Genomic DNA, 20462 nt, shown 5'->3' with positions numbered 1-20462 from the left:
CACGGTGGTTTGTTTTGTTTCCCCCTGACCTACCTGAGGAGAGGGGGAGGGAAACGGAATTTATTCGTTCAGCTGCGCGCGGGTCGGTAATCCTTCACTGTCGCCCTGCACCTGGATTGCCAGCGAGCCAATTTTATTGCCCCGGGCGACGGCCTGTTGCAGCGGTTTGCCTTCCAGCAGGGCACTAATGACCCCCACGGCAAAACCATCGCCAGCGCCGACGGTATCAACCACGCTATCGACCTTCACGGCCGCGACTGCGCCTTGCTCGCCGTTAGCCGTTTTAAACCAGGCGCCATCGGCGCCGGTTTTCAGCACCACCGCTTTTACCCCTTTGTTAAGGTAAAAATCGGCAATCCCTTCAGGGGTGTTTTTACCGGTCAGGATCATGCCTTCTTTCACGCCCGGCAGAACCCAGTCAGCCTGAAACGCCAGACGGTTCAGCTTCTCGATCATTTCCGCTTCGCTTTTCCACAGCACCGGGCGCAGGTTAGGATCGAATGAGATCGTTTTCCCCTGAGCCTTCATGGTGGTTGCGGCATGATCCAGTAATGCATACGAGCTGGCAGAAAGCGCAGCCGCCACGCCGCTCAGATGCAGATGGCGTGCAGAGGCGAAATAGTGGGCGTGGTAATCCTCGACTGAGAGGTGGCTCGCCGCAGACCCTTTACGGAAATACTCCACAATGGGATCGGTTCCATTTTCGACTTTCGATTTAAGCTGGAAACCGGTCGGGAAGCGTCCATCGAGGGTGACGCCGGAAGCATCAATGCCCTCTTTTTTCAGCGAATCGAGAACGAAATGGCCAAAGCTGTCATCACCCACGCGGCTGACCCAGCCGACGTTCAGACCCAGGCGCGCCAGGCCGGTCGCGACGTTCAGCTCAGCCCCCGCCACGCGTTTGATAAAGTGCTCCACCGTACTCAGGTCGCCCGTTTCGGTGGCGACAAACATTGCCATGGCTTCGCCGATAGTGATCACATCCAGCGTCTTGTGCATGGTTTACTCCTCACGCAGCAGGTTTACGTAATGACGGGTGACGGCGGTTAAATCCGCCCCTTCCAGCGGGAACTCGATACCACGCGGGGCATCGGCGGGCAGCTGACAAAGCAGATCCAGCCAGCGCGCATCGGCCCGATCCGGCGCCACGGCGCGGAAATTTTCTTTATGCGGCACGGCGGCTTTAACGTGGATATAGCTCACTGCGGAGGCCAGATGGCGCGCGGCTTCTTCCGGGGAGTCGCCCACCCACAGCCAGTTGCCCATGTCGAACGTCAGCGTGACGGGCAGCGCCATGTCCCGGCAGGCGGCTTTGAAGCGCTGCATCGGCGCAAGCTGGCCGCAGTCGGTCTGGTCGTTTTCCACCACCAGGGCCATACCGCTTTCATCGAGCAGGGCACGCAGGGCGTGAAGCGGCTGGGTGTCGCTGAAATGACCCAGCGAGACCTTGAGCCACAGCGCATTCAGGGTACTGGCTTCGCTGAGATAACGGGGCAGGTCAGGGTTGAGGGTGCCATCGGGCATAAACAGGGCCGCAGGGGCGGAGTAGCATGCCAGCAGGCCCAGCAACTCAATGGATTCACCCAGCGCGGGCAGCGCCAGCAGCTCTTCGCTGTTGAACAACTCGCGGCGGATCTCGACGCCGTCGGCACCCGCGCCCGCAATGACGGGCAGCATTGCCCGTTGACCTCCTGCCTGTCGCACCTGTTCCGCGCCATACGCGGCGGTGACCACCATGATTTTTCTGCCCATCGTCGGACTCCATCGCAATACATCAATACTATTACGCTAGATGGAACCGGTTCCAAAGAAAAGGTCAGGATGTTGAATTTATGATCGGTATCACAAGGGAAAATTAACGGGCGGTGGAGCCGCGAACAATCAACTCGCCGGAAAATACCTGCTCGCGAACGGCATCGCTGGTGCCTTCAATACGACGAACCACTTGTTCAACAGCGGCATAGCCAATCTGCCAGGTGGGTTGTTTGAGGGTGGTGATCCCGACGCCAGCCAGTTCTGCCCACTCGAGTTCGTCGAACCCCAGCAGACCGATATCGCTTCCCCAGTGCAGGCCAATGCGCTTAAGCGAGCGGGCAACCTGCAGGGTCAGCGCCCCGTTGGCAGAAATAACGGCTTTACGCATTCCGCGATGGCGGGTGTGGAACTGCCGCAGGGTATTGTCGAGCTGATCGGCTTCGTGGAGGGGCGTTTCGGCATTCTCGGCAATCACGCCGGGGTAACGCTCCAGCGTGGCACGAAACGCGCTCAGTCGCTCACGACGGGTGTTGACCATGCCCAGAGGTTCGCTCAGAAACAGGATGGCTTCAAAGCCCTGTTCAATCAGATGCTCAGTGGCGGTTGTCGCCGCCTGAGTGTTATCCAGCCCGACGACATCGCAGGCGAATTCCGGAATTTTGCGGTCGATGAGAACCATCGGCAGGGAGGATTGCTGCAGGCGGTTTAAACCTTCTTCACGCATGCCCACGGCATTTACCACAATCCCTTCGACCTGATAGCTGCGCAGCAGATCCAGGTAATGCAGCTCCTGATCGACTTCGTTGTTGGTGTTACAGACCAGCGGCGTAAAGCCCTTTTCGCGACAGGCGGCTTCAATTCCGCTCAATACGTTAACGGAGTAGGGGTTGGTGATATCGGCGATGATAAGCCCGATAAGACGGGTACGACCCCGTTTGAGCCCGCGCGCCATAAGACTCGGGCGGTAGTCGAGATCGGCAATGGCCTGTTCAATACGAGCGAGCAACGCATCGGACAACAGGTGTTTCTCGCCGTTGAGGTAGCGTGAAATGCTGGTTTTACCGGTTTTGGCGGCTTTCGCCACGTCGCTGATTGTGGCCCGTGTTGGTTTGCTCATCGCTGAATTCCCTGAAGTGAGTGAGAACACCTTAGCGGGAAAATTAGCGATGGCAAGCGGTTCATGCCGACGTGGCGGCATGATGCCCTTATCCCCCTCTCCCCCTGGAAGAGGGGGGCAGCCCTTACTGAATTGGGCTTAAGGTAATCTCAACGCGACGGTTCTGCGCTTTGCCTTCCGCCGTGCTGTTGCTGGCGATAGGGTTTGCAGGGCCCATGCCGCTGGTGCGGATGCGGTTTGCTGCAACGCCCTGCGTGATCAGCGAGCTGGCCACAGAATCGGCACGCTGCTGAGACAGACGCATATTCAGATCCTGGCTGCCGGTGCTGTCGGTATAACCGATCACATTCACCGCAGTCTTGTTGTACTCTTTCAGCACCATTGCCACGCCGGTCAGGGTGTTCGCCCCTGCTGGTTTCAGCGTTGCGCTGCTGCTGTCGAAGGTGACGTTGTTTGGCATATTCAGGATGATGTTATCGCCGCTGCGCGTCACGCTCACGCCGGTACCTTTCATTTTGTCGCGCAGTTTTGCTTCCTGCACATCCATGTAATAACCCACGCCGCCGCCCAGGGCTGCACCTGCCGCTGCGCCAATTAACGCGCCTTTGCCGCGGTCTTTCTTGGAGGAGGAGAGTGCGCCCACACCGGCCCCTACCAGCGAGCCGAGACCTGCACCGATGCCGGATTTACCTGCTTCGCTTTCATCGGTGTAAGGGTTTGTTGTGCAGCCAGAAACAGCCAGTGCACCGCTCACCAGAGCGGCAATAACGAATACGCGTTTTTTCATCTTATTTCCTTAATCCTTTTTATTCTTTGCCACGACGCGCGTGGCAGTTGATTATGACGTCCAGATACGGAGAAAATTCCGGGTATAACTCTGAAATTTGTGACAAACCATAAACTGCCTCACTAAGAAGGCCGTAAAACCTGCACGCAACCAGGAGCGCACGCTTGAGCACCTCAACAAAAACGATTCTGACCGCCGCCCACTGGGGGCCGATGCTGGTCGAGACCGATGGCGAAAATGTTCTGTCGTCTCGCGGAGCATTGCCAACGCAACATCCCAACTCTTTACAGACCGTCGTTCGCGATCAGGTGCACAGCAAAACGCGCGTGCGCTGGCCGATGGTGCGTAAAGGATTTCTGGCGTCGCCAGACAAGCCGCAGGGTATTCGTGGTCAGGATGAGTTTGTCCGGGTGAGCTGGGATGACGCGCTGGCGCTGATCCATGCGCAGCACAAACGTATTCGCGACACGTATGGCCCGTCGTCCATTTTTGCCGGATCTTACGGCTGGCGTTCAAATGGCGTGCTGCATAAGGCTTCGACGTTACTGCAGCGCTATATGAGTCTGGCCGGGGGGTATACCGGCCATCTTGGTGATTACTCCACCGGCGCAGCGCAGGCGATCATGCCCTACGTGGTGGGCGGTAACGAAGTGTATCAGCAGCAGACCAGCTGGCCGCTGGTGCTGGAGCACACCGATGTGGTGGTGCTGTGGAGCGCCAACCCGCTCAACACCCTGAAAATCGCGTGGAATGCCAGTGACGAGCAGGGGATCCCGTATTTCGATGCGTTGCGTAAAAGCGGCAAACGCATCATCTGCATTGACCCGATGCGCTCGGAAACCATGGACTTCTTCGGCGACAGCGCCGAGTGGATTGCCCCGCATATGGGCACCGACGTGGCGATGATGCTGGGCATTGCCCATACGCTGGTGGAGAACGGCTGGCACGATACCGGGTTCCTCGCACGCTGTACCACCGGTTTTGACAACTTCGCCGACTATCTGACGGGCATTACAGACGGTATGGCCAAAACGGCAGAGTGGGCGGCAGAGATTTGTGGGGTTCCTGCGGCCAAACTGCGTGAACTGGCAGCGTTATTCCACCAAAACACCACGATGTTAATGTCTGGGTGGGGGATGCAGCGCCAGCAGTTCGGTGAGCAGAAACACTGGATGCTCGTGACGCTGGCCGCCATGCTAGGGCAGATTGGTACGCCGGGCGGTGGGTTTGGTCTCTCTTATCACTTCGCCAATGGCGGCAACCCGACCCGCAAAGCGGCAGTGCTGGCTTCTCTGCAGGGCTCGATTCAGGGCGGTGTAGATGCCGTGGATAAAATCCCGGTGGCGCGCATTGTTGAAGCCCTGGAAAACCCGGGCGGGTTTTATCAGCACAACGGTCTGGATCGCCACTTCCCGGATATCCGGTTTGTCTGGTGGGCCGGCGGCGCGAACTTTACTCATCACCAGGACACGAATCGCCTGATCCGCGCCTGGCAGAAGCCAGAACTGGTGGTTATCTCAGAATGCTTCTGGACCGCCTCAGCCAAACATGCCGATATTGTGCTGCCGGCGACCACCTCGTTTGAGCGTAACGACCTCACCATGACCGGTGACTACAGCAATCAGCATATGGTACCGATGAAGCGCGTCGTGGCGCCGCGTGATGAGGCGCGTGATGATTTTGAGGTGTTTGCTGAGCTGAGCGAGTTGTGGGAAACGGGGGGGCGCGAGCGTTTTACCGAGGGCAAAACGGATTTGCAGTGGCTGGAGACGTTCTACCAGATTGCAGGTCAGCGCGGGGCCCAGCAGGGCGTGACGCTGCCGCCATTTGCGCAGTTCTGGGAAGCGAACCAGATTATTGAGATGCCGGAGAGCGAACAGAATGCGCAGTTTGTTCGCTTCGCCGATTTCCGCCGCGACCCGGAGAACCATCCGCTGAAAACCGAGAGCGGGAAGATTGTGATCTACAGCGAGCGTATCGCCCAATTTAAGTATGCCGACTGTCCGGCGCATCCAACGTGGCTTGAGCCGGACGAGTGGCACGGTAATGCCCAGCCGGAACAGTTGCAGGTGTTATCGGCCCATCCTGCCCATCGCCTGCACAGCCAGCTTAACTATTCATCACTGCGCGAGCGGTATGCGGTTGCCGGACGGGAGCCCGTGACCCTGAACAGCGCAGATGCACACGCGCGTGGGATCGTTGACGGTGACGTGGTTCGCGTCTGGAATCAGCGTGGCCAGGTGCTGGCAGGGGCGGTAGTGAGCGACGGGATTAAACCTGGCGTTATCTGCATTCACCAGGGGGCATGGCCAGACCTGGAGCCGAGCGAAGGCGGTATTTGTAAAAACGGTGCAGTAAACGTTCTGACCAAAGATCTCCCCAGCTCGAAGCTGGGGAATGGCTGCGCGGGGAACACGGCGCTGGCCTGGGTCGAGAAATATCAGGGACCCGAGCTTACGCTCACGGCGTTTGATCCGCCTGCCAGCTCATGATCCACGTTGGGTGCTGAGTGTCATCCTGCCAGGCGCTGTCTTCAATGCGAAAACCCTGTGCATGATAGAAATTCACCGCCCGGACATTTTTCTGGTAGACCTCCAGGCTTAAATACGGGAAGCGCTGTTGAACATGGTTCAGCAGCGCACGCCCAATCCCCCGACCAATAAAGTCAGTTGAGACAAACAGCGCGCCTACAAACTGGGACTGCATGACGCTGATAAAGCCGCGCGGCATTCCATCCTCTTCCCATACCCAGGTTTCGGCGGCGGGCAGGTAAACATCCCGCACCATACCTTCGTTCTCTTTCCAGTAGCTCGCGCTGATAAACGGGTGCGCCTCCGTGGTGCTTTCAAGCCACAGACTCAGGAGTGGCCCGGCATTATCACTTTCCCATTTGCGGATCATGGTGCCTCCCTGGATGACAGACGCAGCCGGTAACGTGGTCGTTGACCAGGCCACAGGCCTGCATAAAGGCGTAACAGATGGTGGAGCCGACAAATTTAAAGCCGCGTTTTTTCAGCGCTTTAGAGAGCGCATCTGACGCCGGGGTGGAGGCCGGGATTTCCGCGAGCGTGGCGGCCTGGGTAATTTGCGGCGTATTGTTCACAAACGTCCAGACAAATTCTGAGAACGGTTCTCCGTTTTGCTCCATCGCCAGATAAGCGCGCGCGTTACCAATGATGGCCTGGATCTTACCGCGATGGCGGATGATGCCTGCATCCTGGACCAGCCGTTCCACATCGTCCTCGGTCATGGCAGCGACGGCGACCGGATCGAACTGATGGAAGGCATTACGATAGTTTTCCCGTTTCTTAAGCACCGTAATCCATGACAAGCCCGCCTGTTGACCTTCCAGGCAGATCATCTCAAAAAGCCTTTTCCCTTCTGTCTCCGGTACGCCCCATTCCCGATCGTGATAGTCGATATAAAGCTGATCCTGGCTTACCCAACCGCAACGCTGCATCGGTTATCTCCCTTAATGAAACGGTTATCGCAAAATTTTCATTCTGTCAGGCTTGACGTGTCTACTATAAAGACAATAGTTAATACAGGGCCATATGCCCGCAAAACTCTTCCTAAACAATGACAAATATCGCCGAATTCGGCTCTCTCTGGAGTCGCTTTGATGATGATAAAAAAAATCAGTGGTCGCCATGCTGTTTCTGGCCTGGCGGGGATTTCAGCCTGTCTGTTTTTTTGTAATACAGCATTTGCCTGGCAACAGGAATATATCGTTTCAGACGCCCAAAGTAATACGGCGGAACGCTATACATGGGATGCGGATCACCAACCGCGTTATGAGGATATTCTCGCCGAGCGGATTCAGTCCTCACAAAATGCCCCTGGACTTGCGCTGAGTTTACCGTCGGGTTCCACGCCGGCAGGGGCCATGAGCGTGGGCTGGAACATTCCGGTGTCAGGGCGTATCACGACCGGTCCGGTGATGGCATGGCGTTATGACGGCACGGCACCGATGATGATCAACGAATTTGGTGACAGCGCGACGACGCAGGGGCTTACCGACCCACTCTGGCATGCCAGCGTCAGCACGCTCGGCTGGCGCGTGGATACACAGTACGGCGAGCTTCGCCCGTGGGCGCAGATAAGCTATAACCAGCAGTTTGGTGAAAACCAGTGGAAATCCCAGTTTGGGATGCCACAGACACCTGCACCGACACAAAGCGGCAACTGGATGGATGTAACCGTCGGAACGGATATTCCGTTTAATACGCATATGGCGGCCTATGCGTCGTTGGCACAAGGGGAATACACCACCACGGGTGAGGAGTTTATGTACACCCTGGGCGTGAGCGCTAATTTTTAAGGTTGTTACTTTTTTAAACGTGCCGATAACATCCTGAATACAATAGCCGTGGGGGTTGTAGCGATAGCAGTCACTAACACGCTGTCGCTTCATTCCCCGGCAAGGTCATTCATTCCCGATTTATGGCATTTCATTCCATTCCTCCTGCATTTCATGCCGTTTTACCCCAGGCATATTAAGGTTTTGTTTATCGTTGTCCTCAGCGAATTCCCTTACTTTCTCTTGCAGGACAACTGCCATGAACACATCAACTTACAACCGTACGCGCTGGCTAACGCTTTTTGGCACCATCGTGACCCAGTTTGCGCTGGGGTCGGTCTATACCTGGAGCCTGTTTAACAGTGCACTTTCCGATAAGCTTGGTGCACCGGTCAGCCAGGTGGCGTTCTCCTTCGGCTTGCTGAGCCTCGGGCTGGCGCTTTCATCTTCCGTCGCGGGAAAATTGCAGGAGCGATTCGGCGTGAAGCGGGTGACGATGGCATCGGGTATCTTGTTGGGCGTGGGCTTTTTCCTGACGGCGCATTCCAGCAACCTGATGATGCTGTGGCTGAGCGCCGGGGTGCTGGTGGGACTTGCCGACGGTGCAGGTTATCTGCTGACCCTGTCAAACTGTGTCAAGTGGTTCCCGGAACGTAAAGGTTTAATCTCTGCGTTTGCCATTGGGTCCTATGGCCTGGGGAGCCTCGGTTTTAAATTTATCGATTCCCACCTGCTTGCTTCCGTGGGGCTTGAAAAAACGTTCATGATCTGGGGCGCTATCGTTCTGGTCATGATCCTGTTCGGCGCCACGCTGATGAAAGATGCGCCGCAGCAAGAGGTGAAAACCGTTAACGGTGTGGTGGAGAATGATTTCACCCTCGCGCAGTCTATGCGTCAACCACAGTACTGGATGCTGGCGGTCATGTTCCTGACAGCCTGCATGAGCGGTCTGTATGTGATTGGGGTGGCGAAAGATATTGCTCAGGGAATGGTGAAACTGGATGCGGCAACAGCGGCGAATGCGGTCACCGTCATCTCCATTGCCAACCTCTCTGGCCGACTGGTGCTCGGGATTCTGTCTGACAAAATTGCCCGTATCCGCGTGATTACTATCGGGCAGGTTGTTTCGCTGGTGGGGATGGCGGCGCTGTTGTTTGCCCCACTGAACGAAGCCACGTTCTTCGCCGCAATTGCCTGTGTGGCCTTTAATTTCGGCGGCACGATTACAGTCTTCCCGTCGCTGGTCAGTGAGTTCTTCGGCCTGAACAATCTGGCGAAAAACTACGGTGTTATCTATCTGGGCTTTGGCATCGGCAGTATCTGCGGCTCGTTAATCGCTTCGCTGTTCGGTGGGTTCTATGTGACCTTCTGCGTGATATTTGCTTTGCTGATAATCTCGCTGGCCTTGTCGACCACCATTCGCCAGCCGCAGCGTGAAGTCTTTAACGAAGCGCATGCCTGACAACAACAAAAAAAGGCCGGTTATCCGGCCTTTTTATTATCTTAAAAACTGAGACTTAGATGAAAACGTCGGTTTCAGGATTTGCTTTTTTGTAAATAACTGCACCGATCACATTCTCTGTTGCCACTTTTTCCCATCCCTGTGGTCTACTTACCACGCTTGTAGACGTTTCTGATTAACGATCCCCTGAGCGTATATCTAATCTGCCTACTTTTAATACCGAGTGGGCGGTGGTACCGTCCCTTTTTCCGGGTAGCTTGCATGAAATACATTAAATCGATGGCGCAACAAAAGCTCTGCTTTTTGCTGGCGTTGTACATCGGCCTGTTTATGAATGGCGCAGTTTTTTTCCGTCGGTTTGACGGATACGCGCACGATTTTACCGTCTGGAAAGGAGTTGCAGCGGTTGTCGAATTGGTCGCTGCTGTACTGGTCACCTTCTTTTTATTCCGGGTTCTCACCCTGTTTGGCCGCCGCGTATGGCGAGTACTGGCAACGTTTATTGTGCTGTGCTCCGCTGGTGCCAGTTATTACATGACTTTTATGAACGTTGTCATTGGCTACGGCATTATTGCTTCGGTGATGACGACGGATATAGATCTCTCTAAAGAGGTCGTTGGTCTGCACTTTATTCTCTGGCTGGTGGCAGTCAGTACCTTGCCTCTGCTGCTCATCTGGAGCAACCGCTGCCGGTACACGCTGGTACACCAGATTCGCACGCCGGGGAAACGTTTCAGAAGTGTCGCGATTGTGCTGCTCGCTGGGTTGATGGTCTGGGGGCCGATTCGCCTGCTGGAAGTGAAGCAGAAAAATTATGAGCGTACGTCTGGCGTGGACATGCCAAGCTACGGTGGTGTGGTTGCAAATTCTTATTTGCCGTCAAACTGGATTTCCGCTCTGGGGCTGTATGCTTGGGCACAGGTGGATGAATCCTCTGATAACAAATCGTTGTTGAACCCGGCAAAGAAATTTACCTATGACGCGCCAAAAGATATCGATGATACCTATGTCGTCTTTATCATTGGTGAAACGACACGCTGGGATCATATGGGCATTCTGGGTTATGACCGTGATACCACGCCTAAACTGGCTCAGGAGAAAAACCTGGTTGCCTATCGCGGTTACTCCTGTGATACCGCCACCAAGCTCTCCTTACGCTGCATGTTTGTGCGCGAGGGTGGGGCGAGCGATAACCCGCAGCGAACACTGAAAGAGCAAAATGTCTTCTCGGTGCTTCACCAGCTCGGCTTTACTTCCGCCCTGTATGCAATGCAAAGCGAGATGTGGTTCTACAGTAACACCATGGCGCAGAACATTGCCTATCGTGAGCAAATCGGTGCGGAGCCACGTAACCGTGGCAAGTCTGTCGATGATATGTTGCTGATTAATGAGATGAAGCTCTCTCTTAATGGAAATCCTGATGGTAAGCATATGATTATTCTGCATACCAAAGGATCGCACTTTAATTACACCCAACGTTATCCGCGTAGCTTTGCCAGGTGGACGCCGGAATGTATTGGTGTGGATAAAGACTGTACCAAAGACCAGTTGATTAACTCTTTCGATAACTCAGTGTTGTATGTGGATCACTTTATCGATTCGGTGATTGACCAGGTACGCGATAAGAAAGCGATTGTGTTCTATGCAGCGGATCACGGTGAGTCAATTAATGAATTTGAGCACCTGCATGGTACGCCACGTAATATGGCTCCTCCGGAACAGTTCCGCGTGCCCATGATGGTGTGGATGTCGGACAAGTACCTCGAAGACCCGGAGAAAGCGAAGATGTTTGCCCACCTGAAAAAAGAGGCAGACATGAAGGTGCCGCGTCGTCATGTTGAGCTGTACGACACCATTTTGGGTTGCCTGGGTTATACCTCTCCTGATGGCGGTATCAACGAAAATAACAACTGGTGCAAACTCCCTGATAGCAAGGCGAAAGCCGCGCAGTAACGCGTCTGGCGAGAATATCGCCAGTTGAAGGGCTTTTTTAATTTAAGGGATTGACGGGGGCGCACCTCAGCAGTAAGATGCGCTCCGCATTCGGCGAGTAGCGCAGCTTGGTAGCGCAACTGGTTTGGGACCAGTGGGTCGGAGGTTCGAATCCTCTCTCGCCGACCACATTTAAAGAAGGGCTAACCGCAAGGTTAGCCCTTTTTGCATTAGCAGCTTACTCATCCTGATTCACAAAAACGCCCCTTATCCCGCCTTCTTCCTGTCTGTTAACGATTTTGTGACATAATCCATTGTATTTTTTTATATATAGATTGATCTTTTTTCGCGTTGCTTATGGATAACCTCAGCATTTTTCGCTGTGCGTTTTAACGTTCGTGGTATTTAGTGCTCAGATAATCACCGTTCTGCAAGAAAATTTACCCGATCTGAATAAAAGTTAATCACTGATTGTTGCGAAATATGAAGATAATTGTGCTGCAACATGGCGAGTAGCATAAATTTCCCTGCTGAAAACTGGCATACATAGTTTTTTTAATCTTTGTTTGCGGTTTCTCACACTCAGCGTAAATCCCCGTCACCTGTATTGACGTTTTCACATTCTGTTGACAGATTGTAGGGCATGAGGGGCATTTCAGGGACGATCTGCGCTGCAACTCAAACGCTCTTCTGAAAGGATTCTCCATCCCTTAAACGCCTTCGGGCATCACCGACCGGACCGGGTAAAAAATAAATAAAGGTCTGGCGGCGTAACACAACAAAGCAAAACATCACATTGGAGCAGAATAATGAGTATTTCCTTGAAGAAGTCAGGGATGCTGAAGCTTGGTCTGAGCCTGGTGGCTATGACCGTGGCAGCAAGCGTACAGGCAAAAACCCTGGTTTACTGTTCTGAAGGCTCGCCGGAAGGCTTTAACCCACAGCTCTTTACCTCTGGTACGACTTACGACGCAAGCTCTGTGCCTATCTATAACCGTCTGGTTGAATTCAAAACCGGTACCACGGAAGTGATCCCAGGTCTGGCGGAGAAGTGGGACGTCAGCGAAGACGGTAAGACCTATACCTTCCACCTGCGCCAGGGCGTGAAGTGGCAGGACAACAAAGAATTCAAACCAACGCGCGATTTTAACGCCGATGACGTTGTGTTCTCCTTCGACCGTCAGAAAAACGCTCAGAACCCGTATCACAAAGTGTCTGGCGGCAGCTATGAATACTTCGAAGGGATGGGCCTGCAGGACCTGATCGCTGAAGTGAAAAAAGTGGACGATAAAACCGTTCAGTTCGTGCTGACGCGTCCGGAAGCACCATTCCTGGCTGACCTGGCCATGGACTTCGCCTCTATTCTGTCTAAAGAGTACGCGGACAACATGCTGAAAGCCGGCACCCCGGAGAAAGTGGACCTGAACCCAATCGGTACCGGTCCGTTCCAGCTTCTGCAGTACCAGAAAGATTCCCGTATTCTGTATAAAGCCTTCCCGGGCTTCTGGGGCACCAAGCCGCAGATCGACCGTCTGGTCTTCTCCATCACGCCTGATGCTTCTGTGCGTTACGCAAAACTGCAGAAAAATGAATGCCAGGTCATGCCATACCCGAACCCGGCTGACATCGCGCGCATGAAGCAGGATAAAAACATCAACCTGCTGGAGCAGGCTGGTCTGAACGTGGGTTACCTCTCCTTCAACACCGAGAAGAAACCGTTTGATGACGTGAAAGTCCGTCAGGCGCTGACCTATGCGGTGAATAAAGAAGCGATCATTAAAGCGGTCTATCAGGGCGCGGGTGTTGCCGCCAAGAACCTGATCCCACCAACCATGTGGGGCTATAACGACGACGTTAAAGACTACACCTACGATCCTGAGAAAGCGAAAGCGCTGCTGAAAGAAGCAGGCCAGGAGAAAGGCTTTACCGTTGAGCTGTGGGCGATGCCAGTACAGCGTCCGTATAACCCGAACGCACGCCGTATGGCTGAAATGGTTCAGGCTGACTGGGCTAAAGTGGGCGTTCAGGCCAAGATTGTGACCTATGAGTGGGGCGAGTATCTGAAGCGTGCCAAAGCGGGTGAGCATCAGGCGGTGATGATGGGCTGGACCGGTGACAATGGGGATCCGGACAACTTCTTCGCTACCCTGTTCAGCTGTGCAGCTGCGAAAGACGGTTCTAACTACTCTCGCTGGTGCTATAAGCCGTTTGAAGACCTGATCCAGCCGGCGCGTGCGACCGACGATCACAACAAACGTATCGAGCTGTACAAACAGGCTCAGGTTGTGATGCACGATCAGGCTCCGGCTCTGATTGTGGCTCACTCCACCGTATACGAACCAGTGCGTAAAGAAGTGAAGGGCTACGTGGTTGATCCACTGGGCAAACACCACTTCGAAAACGTCTCTGTTGAATAATAAGTAGGGTGTTCACCCTCTCCTTCACGGAGAGGGCAGGGGTGAGGGCGTGCATGCATTCCCTCACCCTAATCCTCTCCTGAAGAGAGAGGGAATTTACATTTGTGAGCAATACAGACGTCACGCCAACTGGTTGTACGTCATCAGAGAGAATCCGGGTTATGTTGCAGTTCATCCTCCGACGTCTGGGACTTGTTATCCCCACGTTTATCGGTATCACCCTTCTCACTTTTGCCTTCGTCCATATGATCCCCGGCGACCCGGTAATGATTATGGCGGGCGAGCGTGGTATTTCACCTGAACGCCATGCACAGCTGCTGGCTGAGCTTGGCCTGAACAAACCACTGTGGCAGCAATACCTCAACTATATCTGGGGCGTGTTGCACGGTGATTTAGGGATTTCGCTGAAAAGCCGTCTTCCGGTGTGGGACGAGTTCGTGCCGCGTTTTAAAGCGACACTGGAGCTTGGTGTCTGCGCCATGATTTTCGCCACTGCGGTGGGTATCCCTGTTGGGGTCCTGGCTGCCGTGAAACGTGGCTCTATTTTCGACCATACGGCTGTTGGCCTGGCGCTGACGGGTTACTCCATGCCTATCTTCTGGTGGGGCATGATGCTGATCATGCTGGTCTCGGTGCAGCTAAACCTGACGCCGGTCTCCGGACGCGTCAGCGATATGGTCTTCCTGGATGATACGAATCCTCTGACCGGTTTCATGCTGATCGATACGGCTATCTGGGGCGAAGAGGGTAACTTCATTGATGCGGTGGCACATATGATCCTGCCTGCGATGGTGCTCGGTACCATTCCTCTGGCGGTTATCGTGCGTATGACCCGTTCTTCAATGCTGGAAGTGTTGGGTGAGGATTACATTCGCACCGCACGCGCCAAAGGCCTGACGCGTATGCGCGTCATTATCGTTCACGCCCTGCGTAACGCCATGCTGCCGGTGGTGACCGTTATTGGTCTGCAGGTGGGGACGTTGCTGGCGGGGGCGATCCTGACCGAAACCATCTTCTCCTGGCCGGGCCTCGGACGCTGGCTGATTGACGCACTGCAACGCCGTGATTATCCGGTAGTGCAGGGCGGGGTATTGCTGGTCGCGACGATGATTATTCTCGTCAACCTGCTGGTCGATTTGCTCTACGGCGTGGTGAACCCGCGTATTCGTCATAAGAAGTAAGGGGCCATCATGTCACACGTTTCTGAAAATAAAGTGGTTACTGCACCGGTTCCCATGACGCCGCTGCAGGAATTCTGGCACTACTTCAAGCGCAACAAAGGCGCGGTGGTGGGGCTGGTTTATGTCTCTGTCATGATCCTGATTGCGGTGTTTGCCAACGTACTTGCACCGTATAACCCGGCGGATCAGTTCCGTGATGCGTTGCTGGCACCGCCAGCATGGCAGGACGGCGGTAGCCTGTCGCACCTGCTGGGTACCGATGACGTGGGCCGCGATGTGCTGTCGCGTCTGATGTACGGTGCGCGTCTGTCGCTGCTGGTCGGCTGCCTGGTGGTCGTGTTGTCGCTGGTTATGGGGATCGTACTCGGTCTGGTTGCCGGCTACTTCGGCGGCATTATCGATAACATCATCATGCGTATCGTCGATATCATGCTGGCGCTGCCCAGCTTGCTGTTGGCGCTGGTACTGGTGGCGATTTTTGGTCCGTCGATCAGTAACGCCGCGCTGGCATTAACCTTCGTGGCGCTTCCCCACTATGTGCGACTCACGCGCGCGGCGGTGCTGGTGGAAGTAAACCGCGACTACGTAACGGCCTCCCGCGTGGCGGGTGCTGGCGCGATGCGTCAAATGTTCGTTAACATCTTCCCGAACTGCCTGGCGCCGCTGATTGTTCAGGCGTCGCTCGGTTTCTCTAACGCCATTCTTGATATGGCCGCTCTTGGCTTCCTGGGCATGGGTGCGCAGCCGCCAACACCGGAGTGGGGCACCATGCTCTCCGATGTGTTGCAGTTCGCCCAAAGCGCCTGGTGGGTTGTGACCTTCCCGGGTCTGGCAATCCTGCTGACGGTGCTGGCATTTAACCTGATGGGTGATGGCCTGCGTGATGCACTTGATCCCAAACTGAAGCAGTAAGAGGCACGAGATGGCGTTATTAAATGTAGATAAATTATCGGTGCACTTCGGTGACGAAGGCACTCCGTTTCGCGCCGTGGACCGCATCAGCTACAGCGTAAATCAGGGCGAAGTGGTCGGCATTGTGGGTGAGTCGGGTTCCGGTAAGTCGGTCAGTTCACTGGCCATCATGGGGCTGATTGATTATCCCGGCCGCGTCATGGCCGAAAGTCTGGAGTTTAACGGTCAGGACCTGCAGCGTATCTCCGAAAAGCAGCGCCGCCAGCTGGTCGGTGCGGAAGTGGCGATGATCTTCCAGGACCCAATGACCAGCCTGAATCCTTGTTACACCGTGGGATTCCAGATTATGGAAGCCATCAAGGTGCACCAGGGCGGGAATAAGAAGACCCGGCGTCAGCGTGCGATCGATCTGCTGAATCAGGTTGGTATCCCTGACCCGGCATCGCGTCTGGACGTTTACCCGCACCAGCTCTCCGGTGGGATGAGCCAGCGTGTGATGATCGCCATGGCGATTGCCTGTCGGCCAAAACTGCTGATTGCGGATGAACCGACAACGGCACTGGACGTGACTATCCAGGCGCAGATCATCGAGCTGCTGCTGGAACTGCAGCAGAAAGAGAACATGGCGCTGGTGCTGATTACGCATGACCTGGCGCTGGTGGCCGAAGCGGCGCACAAAATTATCGTGATGTACGCAGGTCAGGTGGTCGAGACTGGACATTCGCACGATATTTTCCGCGCGCCGCGTCACCCGTATACGCAGGCGCTTTTGCGTGCGCTGCCGGAGTTTGCCCAGGACAAAGCGCGTCTGGCATCACTTCCGGGCGTCGTACCGGGTAAATATGACCGACCGCAGGGCTGCCTGCTTAATCCGCGTTGTCCGTATGCTACAGACAAATGTCGTGCAGAAGAGCCAGAGCTCAACCTGCTTGCTGACGGTCGTCAGTCGAAATGCCACTACCCACTCGATGATGCCGGGAGGCCAACACTATGAGTACGCAACAGGCCACCACGCAACAACCGCTGTTGCAGGCTATCGACCTGAAAAAATACTATCCGGTGAAGAAGGGGCTGTTTGCGCCTGAACGCCTGGTGAAAGCGTTGGATGGCGTATCCTTTACCCTTGAACGCGGCAAAACCCTGGCGGTGGTCGGTGAGTCAGGCTGTGGCAAATCGACGTTGGGTCGTTTGCTGACAATGATTGAAGTCCCCACCGGCGGTGAGCTCTATTATCAGGGACAGGACCTGCTCAAGCACGATCCGCAGGCGCAGAAACTGCGCCGTCAGAAAATCCAGATTGTGTTCCAGAACCCGTACGGATCGTTGAACCCGCGTAAAAAAGTGGGACAGATTCTGGAAGAGCCCCTGCTGATTAACAGCAATCTGAACAAAGAGCAGCGTCGTGAAAAAGCGCTGGCGATGATGGCGAAAGTGGGCCTGAAGACCGAGCATTACGATCGTTATCCGCATATGTTCTCTGGCGGCCAGCGCCAGCGTATCGCGATTGCGCGTGGTTTGATGCTCGACCCTGACGTGGTCATCGCCGATGAGCCGGTATCAGCCCTCGACGTTTCTGTGCGTGCGCAGGTGTTGAACCTGATGATGGATCTGCAGCAGGACATGGGGCTGTCGTACGTGTTTATTTCGCACGACCTGTCGGTTGTGGAACACATTGCCGACGAAGTGATGGTGATGTATCTGGGGCGCTGCGTGGAGAAGGGGACAAAAGAGCAGATCTTTACTCATCCTCGTCACCCGTACACCCAGGCGCTGCTGTCTGCGACCCCGCGTCTGAACCCTGACGATCGTCGTGAGCGTATCAAGCTGACGGGTGAATTGCCCAGCCCGCTGAATCCGCCTCCAGGCTGTGCATTCAACGCCCGCTGCAGTCGCCGCTTTGGCCCGTGCACCCAGTTACAGCCACAGCTTAAGGATTATGGCGGTCAGCTGGTTGCCTGCTTCGCGGTCGATCAGGATGAGAATGGCGAAAAGCCGATGGCGTAATCCATCAATAAAAAAACCGGCGCTAAGCCGGTTTTTTTATGTCTGCGTGATTACTTGCGCAGACGGATCTGGTCGACAGCGTGTTTCTCACTCTTGGTGAGGATCAGGCTGGCGCGCTCACGGGTGGGCAGGATGTTCTCTTTCAGGTTCACGTAGTTGATCTCATTCCACAGCCCTCTCGCCACATTAATGGCTTCTTCTTCAGAAAGCTGGGCGTAGTGGTGGAAATAGGAGTCAGGATCGGTGAACGCGCCTTCACGGAACTTCAGGAAGCGGTTGATATACCAGTTCTGCAACAGGTCTTCCGGCGCATCGACATAAATAGAGAAATCGACGAAGTCAGAGACAAACACATGATGGGGATCGTGAGGATAATCCATCCCGCTTTGCAGGACGTTTAACCCTTCGAGGATCAGGATATCCGGCTGAACCACCGTTTTGTCTCCACCCGGGATGCGATCGTAGATCAGGTGCGAATAGACAGGAGCCGTCACGTTAGGCGCGCCCGATTTCAGGTCAGAGACAAACTTCACCAGACGGTGCATATCATAAGAGAGCGGGAAGCCCTTCTTCTTCATAAGCCCGCGTTCCTTTAACACCTCATTCGGGTGCAGGAAACCGTCAGTGGTGATGAGCTCCACGCTGCGGTGTTCTGGCCACCGGCTCAGTAACGCCTGCAATACGCGTGCGGTGGTGCTTTTACCGACGGCCACGCTGCCTGCAATGCTGATGATATAAGGAATGCGTTGGCCGTTCGTCCCGAGGAACTGCTCCAGCACCGCCTGACGGCGCAGGTTGGAGCTGATATAGAAGTTAAGCAAGCGCGAGAGTGGTAAATAGATTTCTGCCACTTCTTCCAGCGACAGATCTTCGTTTATCCCCTTTAACCGTGCGATTTCGCCTTCCGTCAGCGTCATCGGGACGGAGTCACGCAGTGCAGCCCACTGGCTACGGTTAAACTGAAGATAAGGTGTCATTAACGTTTGCTCTTTTTTGCTCATAAGCATGCTTCAGTGAGCCAGCACAACACAGCGCGTCCGGGCTCAACGTAGTTAATTTTGGACAATGGGCAGGAGGTTAACACCAGATGACAGGAATAATAAGAAAAAATATGGGGAAGCGATGCTTTACGCGGGAGCCATCACGATACGGTATAAGTGGTGTAAATCGGGCGCCGATGTTGAATTTTTGACCTTGAGTGGATGAATTTACAGCGGTTAACCCTTGTTTCGAATAAAATGTGAGCGAAAGAACGTTTTATGCAATTTTTTAGTTGCATGACTGCGCATGTCTCCATAGAATGCGCGCTACTTGATGCCGACTTAGCTCAGTAGGTAGAGCAACTGACTTGTAATCAGTAGGTCACCAGTTCGATTCCGGTAGTCGGCACCATCAAGTCCGGTGGGGTTCCCGAGCGGCCAAAGGGAGCAGACTGTAAATCTGCCGTCACAGACTTCGAAGGTTCGAATCCTTCCCCCACCACCACTTTCTGGCAGCGTTAAGCCGCCGGAGCTGGTTTGAAAATTGAATCAGCTCGAACCTAAAAAGAGAGAAATCTCTTTTTTTGTTACAGAAAGAACTGGGTAGCCGAGTTTCAGGATGCGGGCATCGTATAATGGCTATTACCTCAGCCTTCCAAGCTGATGATGCGGGTTCGATTCCCGCTGCCCGCTCCAATACGTGCTGATATGGCTCAGTTGGTAGAGCGCACCCTTGGTAAGGGTGAGGTCCCCAGTTCGACTCTGGGTATCAGCACCACTTCACTTCTCCTTCCCGTTTCTCTCTGTTTCAATTTTACTGTATTCAACAATTCAGGCATTTCGCCTGGTTGATGTGGTGATATCACCGATTTATCCGTGTCTTAGAGGGACAATCGATGTCTAAAGAAAAGTTTGAACGTACAAAACCGCACGTTAACGTCGGTACTATCGGCCACGTTGACCATGGTAAAACAACGCTGACCGCTGCAATCACTACCGTTCTGGCTAAAACCTACGGTGGTTCTGCTCGTGCATTCGACCAGATCGATAACGCGCCAGAAGAAAAAGCTCGTGGTATCACCATCAACACCTCTCACGTTGAGTACGACACCCCGACTCGCCACTACGCGCACGTAGACTGCCCAGGCCACGCCGACTATGTTAAAAACATGATCACCGGTGCTGCGCAGATGGACGGCGCGATCCTGGTTGTTGCTGCGACTGACGGCCCAATGCCTCAGACCCGTGAGCACATCCTGCTGGGTCGTCAGGTAGGCGTTCCTTACATCATCGTGTTCCTGAACAAATGTGACATGGTTGATGACGAAGAGCTGCTGGAACTGGTAGAGATGGAAGTTCGTGAACTGCTGTCTCAGTACGATTTCCCAGGCGACGACACCCCAATCGTTCGTGGTTCCGCGCTGAAAGCGCTGGAAGGCGACGCTGAGTGGGAAGCGAAAATCATCGAACTGGCTGGCTTCCTGGATTCTTACATCCCAGAACCAGAGCGTGCGATTGATAAGCCGTTCCTGCTGCCAATCGAAGACGTATTCTCCATCTCCGGTCGTGGTACCGTTGTTACCGGTCGTGTTGAGCGCGGTATCATCAAAGTTGG

17 protein-coding genes and 5 tRNA genes are annotated in these 20462 nt (G+C 54.6%); 15 read left to right on the top strand and 7 right to left on the bottom strand.

Features of this window, described 5'->3' with window-relative positions:
* Positions 1 to 60: 60 nt before the first annotated feature.
* The 4 genes from BJ887_RS19720 to BJ887_RS19705 all read right to left on the bottom strand — a co-directional run bounded on the left by BJ887_RS19720 (position 61) and on the right by BJ887_RS19705 (position 3659).
* Positions 61 to 999, bottom strand: coding sequence for a sugar kinase (locus tag BJ887_RS19720; protein ID WP_121340317.1), 939 nt, complete (start codon positions 997 to 999; stop codon positions 61 to 63).
* 3 nt (positions 1000 to 1002) lie between these two features.
* Positions 1003 to 1752, bottom strand: coding sequence for a sugar phosphate isomerase/epimerase (locus BJ887_RS19715; RefSeq protein WP_032679355.1), 750 nt, complete (start codon positions 1750 to 1752; stop codon positions 1003 to 1005).
* Between the two features lie 103 nt (positions 1753 to 1855).
* Entirely contained in the window at positions 1856 to 2872 is a 1017-nt protein-coding gene (locus BJ887_RS19710; protein ID WP_032679356.1) for a LacI family DNA-binding transcriptional regulator, read from the bottom strand.
* Positions 2873 to 2996: 124 nt separating this feature from the next.
* Positions 2997 to 3659: an OmpA family lipoprotein gene (locus BJ887_RS19705; protein WP_121340316.1), complete on the bottom strand. Its 663-nt coding sequence runs from the start codon at positions 3657 to 3659 to the stop codon at positions 2997 to 2999.
* Between the two features lie 212 nt (positions 3660 to 3871).
* On the opposite strand from BJ887_RS19705, the gene BJ887_RS19700 reads away from it, so the two are divergent.
* Positions 3872 to 6151 (top strand): molybdopterin guanine dinucleotide-containing S/N-oxide reductase, encoded by a 2280-nt coding sequence (locus BJ887_RS19700; RefSeq protein ID WP_229216862.1) that lies wholly within the window; start codon positions 3872 to 3874, stop codon positions 6149 to 6151.
* On the opposite strand, the gene BJ887_RS19695 is transcribed toward BJ887_RS19700, so the two are convergent.
* Complete coding sequence (locus BJ887_RS19695; RefSeq protein ID WP_044858831.1) at positions 6120 to 6560, bottom strand: N-acetyltransferase; 441 nt, start codon at positions 6558 to 6560, stop codon at positions 6120 to 6122. The genes BJ887_RS19700 and BJ887_RS19695 overlap by 32 nt on opposite strands.
* Positions 6538 to 7119 (bottom strand): DNA-3-methyladenine glycosylase I, encoded by a 582-nt coding sequence (gene tag, locus BJ887_RS19690; protein ID WP_078775034.1) that lies wholly within the window; start codon positions 7117 to 7119, stop codon positions 6538 to 6540. The genes BJ887_RS19695 and tag overlap by 23 nt, the downstream gene beginning before the upstream one ends.
* Positions 7120 to 7281: 162 nt before the next feature.
* Here tag and BJ887_RS19685 point away from each other — a divergent pair, with 162 nt between their 5' ends.
* The 9 genes from BJ887_RS19685 (at position 7282) to dppF (ending at position 17867) form a co-directional block, all read left to right on the top strand.
* Positions 7282 to 7980, top strand: a complete 699-nt coding sequence (locus BJ887_RS19685) for an autotransporter domain-containing protein (RefSeq protein ID WP_020882635.1) — start codon at positions 7282 to 7284, stop codon at positions 7978 to 7980.
* Positions 7981 to 8218: 238 nt separating this feature from the next.
* On the top strand, positions 8219 to 9421 hold the full coding sequence (locus tag BJ887_RS19680; protein ID WP_025206420.1) for an MFS transporter: 1203 nt from the start codon (positions 8219 to 8221) through the stop codon (positions 9419 to 9421).
* A gap of 261 nt (positions 9422 to 9682) precedes the next feature.
* Entirely contained in the window at positions 9683 to 11374 is a 1692-nt protein-coding gene (eptB, locus tag BJ887_RS19675; RefSeq protein WP_025206419.1) for a kdo(2)-lipid A phosphoethanolamine 7''-transferase, read from the top strand.
* A gap of 91 nt (positions 11375 to 11465) precedes the next feature.
* A tRNA-Pro gene (locus tag BJ887_RS19670) sits at positions 11466 to 11542 on the top strand.
* A 620-nt stretch (positions 11543 to 12162) separates the two neighbouring features.
* Positions 12163 to 13770 (top strand): dipeptide ABC transporter periplasmic-binding protein DppA, encoded by a 1608-nt coding sequence (gene dppA / locus BJ887_RS19660; RefSeq protein ID WP_014168145.1) that lies wholly within the window; start codon positions 12163 to 12165, stop codon positions 13768 to 13770.
* A 161-nt stretch (positions 13771 to 13931) separates the two neighbouring features.
* On the top strand, positions 13932 to 14951 hold the full coding sequence (gene dppB, locus BJ887_RS19655) for a dipeptide ABC transporter permease DppB (RefSeq protein WP_020882632.1): 1020 nt from the start codon (positions 13932 to 13934) through the stop codon (positions 14949 to 14951).
* Between the two features lie 9 nt (positions 14952 to 14960).
* Positions 14961 to 15863: a dipeptide ABC transporter permease DppC gene (dppC, locus tag BJ887_RS19650; RefSeq protein ID WP_014168147.1), complete on the top strand. Its 903-nt coding sequence runs from the start codon at positions 14961 to 14963 to the stop codon at positions 15861 to 15863.
* 10 nt (positions 15864 to 15873) lie between these two features.
* Complete coding sequence (dppD, locus tag BJ887_RS19645; protein WP_014168148.1) at positions 15874 to 16857, top strand: dipeptide ABC transporter ATP-binding protein; 984 nt, start codon at positions 15874 to 15876, stop codon at positions 16855 to 16857.
* Positions 16854 to 17867: a dipeptide ABC transporter ATP-binding subunit DppF gene (dppF, locus tag BJ887_RS19640; protein WP_020882631.1), complete on the top strand. Its 1014-nt coding sequence runs from the start codon at positions 16854 to 16856 to the stop codon at positions 17865 to 17867. Before dppD ends, dppF begins: the two co-directional genes overlap by 4 nt.
* 50 nt (positions 17868 to 17917) lie before the next feature.
* Here the strand turns inward: dppF and coaA are convergent, their stop codons facing one another.
* Positions 17918 to 18868: a type I pantothenate kinase gene (gene coaA / locus BJ887_RS19635; protein WP_025206418.1), complete on the bottom strand. Its 951-nt coding sequence runs from the start codon at positions 18866 to 18868 to the stop codon at positions 17918 to 17920.
* 315 nt (positions 18869 to 19183) lie between these two features.
* On the opposite strand from coaA, the gene BJ887_RS19630 reads away from it, so the two are divergent.
* From BJ887_RS19630 to BJ887_RS19610, 5 genes are all read left to right on the top strand, one after another.
* Positions 19184 to 19259: transfer RNA gene (locus tag BJ887_RS19630), tRNA-Thr, on the top strand.
* An 8-nt stretch (positions 19260 to 19267) separates the two neighbouring features.
* Positions 19268 to 19352: transfer RNA gene (locus BJ887_RS19625), tRNA-Tyr, on the top strand.
* A gap of 116 nt (positions 19353 to 19468) precedes the next feature.
* A tRNA-Gly gene (locus BJ887_RS19620) sits at positions 19469 to 19543 on the top strand.
* Positions 19544 to 19549: 6 nt separating this feature from the next.
* Positions 19550 to 19625, top strand: a tRNA-Thr gene (locus tag BJ887_RS19615).
* Positions 19626 to 19743: 118 nt separating this feature from the next.
* Positions 19744 to 20462, top strand: a 719-nt coding sequence (locus BJ887_RS19610; RefSeq protein WP_121340313.1) for an elongation factor Tu, incomplete at its 3' end; no start/stop codon positions are given.

This window comes from Enterobacter sp. WPR_3_1, assembly GCF_003635055.1.
GTDB lineage: Bacteria > Pseudomonadota > Gammaproteobacteria > Enterobacterales > Enterobacteriaceae > Enterobacter > Enterobacter ludwigii.
This window is presented reverse-complemented; position numbering and strand designations above follow the sequence as displayed.